1 protein-coding gene is annotated in these 1,598 nt (G+C 70.3%); it reads right to left on the reverse strand.

Features of this window, described 5'->3' with window-relative positions:
• A partial coding sequence (locus tag ACIBSV_RS50650; RefSeq protein WP_395874799.1) for an FG-GAP-like repeat-containing protein occupies nt 1-1,598 on the reverse strand: 1,598 nt, incomplete at both ends.

Genomic DNA, 1,598 nt, shown 5'->3' on the forward strand with positions numbered 1-1,598 from the left:
GGTGAACAGTCCCGCTGCGGTGGTGGGGAAGACGCGGTATTCGGTGGTGCCTGCGCCGAGGTCGTACATGGCCCCCAACTCGACGTGGTGGTCGCCGTTGTGGTCGCCGGTGGTGAGTTGCGTCTTGTTCCAGTCCCATGCTCCGGGGGCGGCGCGCCAGGATTGTACGGGTGCGGCGAGTTTGCCGTCGGGTTGGGCGAGGAGGGTGTGGAGGGTGACGCTGGTGTCGGTCCAGCCGTACAGGGCGGCGATGTCGGTGCGTCCGTCGCCGTTGTAGTCGCCGACGGCGTACTTGGCGGAGGCGGCGTTCCAGGTGCCGGGGGCGGATTGCCAGCCGGGGACGGCGGTGTCGAAGGCGCCGTCGCTGCGGACGACCCAGGTGTGGACGGAGGTGGTGCCGTTGGCGGGGTCGGGGACCTGGGCGTAGACCATGGCGACGTCGTCCTTGCCGTCGCCGTTGTAGTCGCCGGCCATGATGGCGGCCCTGTTCCAGTCCCAGTTCCCGGCGGGTGTGACGTAGCCGGGGATGGGGTCGGAGAAGACGCCGCCGGGGTGGGCGATGAACTTGAACAGCGAGGTGCTGCCGTCGGTCCACACGTACAGGGCGGCGATGTCGTCGCGTCCGTCGCCGTCGAAGTCCCCGACGCTGTACTTGGTGCGGGTGACGTCGAAGTGTCCGGCGAGGCTGACCCACGCCTGGCGGGGCGCGCCGAAGCTGCCGTCGGCGTTGCCGGGGGAGACGAACAACGCGGTGGTGGCCTGGCCGTAGTCGTAGACGGTCAGCACGTCGTCGCGTCCGTCGCCGTCGAAGTCGCCGGAGTATTCGTTGCGTTGCGCGCTCGTGCCGTCGCCGGGGTGGTGGTCGACGGCGATTCCGGTGACGGAGTTCCAGCGGACGTAGCCGCCCTGGAAGTCGCCGCGACGCCCGCCGGTGATGTCGTACTCGTCGCTGGTGGGGAACCCGAGGTATCCCTGTTCCCAGCCGAGGGCGGCCCACCGGTTGCGGATGCTGCCGTAGACGGCGTGCGCGCCGTTGCCGGGGCTGGTGTAGATGGAGCCGTTGTCGGCGCCGGCGCCGGGGGTGCGGAAGTGGGTGTATGTGCCGGGTTTGGTGGGGGTGTTCGCGATGTCGGTGGCGGGGAAGCCGAGGGTGCCGCGGGGGCCTCCGGTGGCCTGCCAGCGGTTGTAGGTCTCGCCGCTGATCACGTGCGCGCCGGTGTCGCCGGTCCAGGTGATCGCGCCGGCCCCGGTGGTGGGCGTTCCCGCGTAGCGGCTGATCCAGCCGATCACGGTTCCCGCGCCGTCGCGCACTGTCGACTCATCGGAGACGGGGTATCCGAGCGGCCCGTTGAGGGCGCCGCTCTGGAGCCACTTCGTGCGGGTGTCACCGCGCTGGGACCAGGCGCCGGTGGTGGGTGACCAGTTGATGTGGGCGTTGGTGGTGCCGTCGTTCGCGGATCCCTGGAAGTCGGCGTACTTGCCGATGCCGCCGTCGTCGAGCACTCCGCTGGTGGGGAGCCGGAGCGGGCCGGTGGGACCTCCGGTGGCCTTGTACTTGGCCAGGATCGGCCCGCACAGGTCGAGCTTGACGTTCGCGT

It is taken from the genome of Embleya sp. NPDC050154 (genome assembly GCF_044460165.1).
Lineage (GTDB): Bacteria > Actinomycetota > Actinomycetes > Streptomycetales > Streptomycetaceae > Embleya.